This window comes from Pseudomonas onubensis (genome assembly GCF_965653655.1).
Taxonomy (GTDB): domain Bacteria; phylum Pseudomonadota; class Gammaproteobacteria; order Pseudomonadales; family Pseudomonadaceae; genus Aquipseudomonas.
Genome location: NZ_CBFHAZ010000230.1, coordinates 1 through 493 on the forward strand (window position 1 = coordinate 1; position 493 = coordinate 493).

The 493-nt window shown below is 46.7% G+C and carries 1 protein-coding gene; it reads right to left on the bottom strand.

Features of this window, described 5'->3' with window-relative positions:
* Positions 1 to 493 (bottom strand): BglG family transcription antiterminator (locus tag ACTD9P_RS29710; RefSeq protein ID WP_438870430.1); only part of this gene is annotated, 493 nt, incomplete at both ends.

The following is a 493-nucleotide window of genomic DNA, read 5'->3' on the forward strand; positions in this document are numbered from 1 at the left end:
CTTCTTCTACGGCCATGTACAGCAGAAAGTAGTCGCGTTTAATTTGCTCGGTCATCGGGTTGTACATGTCGATATTTTCTTTCACCCGGTTGATCGCAGGCTCCAGATGGGCGATTAAACCGTCGTATAAAGAACCGTTTTCCGTCAGATCAATTTTGATTTTTTCAGAAATGAAGCCGATCAGCTGCTTCGTTTGCAAGGCCGTTTCAACTTCAATGTTTTCCGGTTTGAATTCCGTTTTGTATTGGCGGTTGGCGCTCCGCAAATGAATGGTGATATAACCGATCTCAGCTTCCGGAATTGAAACGCCAAACGCTTTTTCAAGCTCTTTTGCCATTTCCATCGCAGAGCCGTACTCCTTCGTCTGCTGCAGCGCTTTTAGTTCCGAAGCCTCCATCGTGATGGTTTCTCCGAGTCTGATTCGGTCCATCGCAAAGGTTAAATGAACCGCAAGCGCCATGTATGAGCTGTCAGATAAGGCGATCGCGATTTT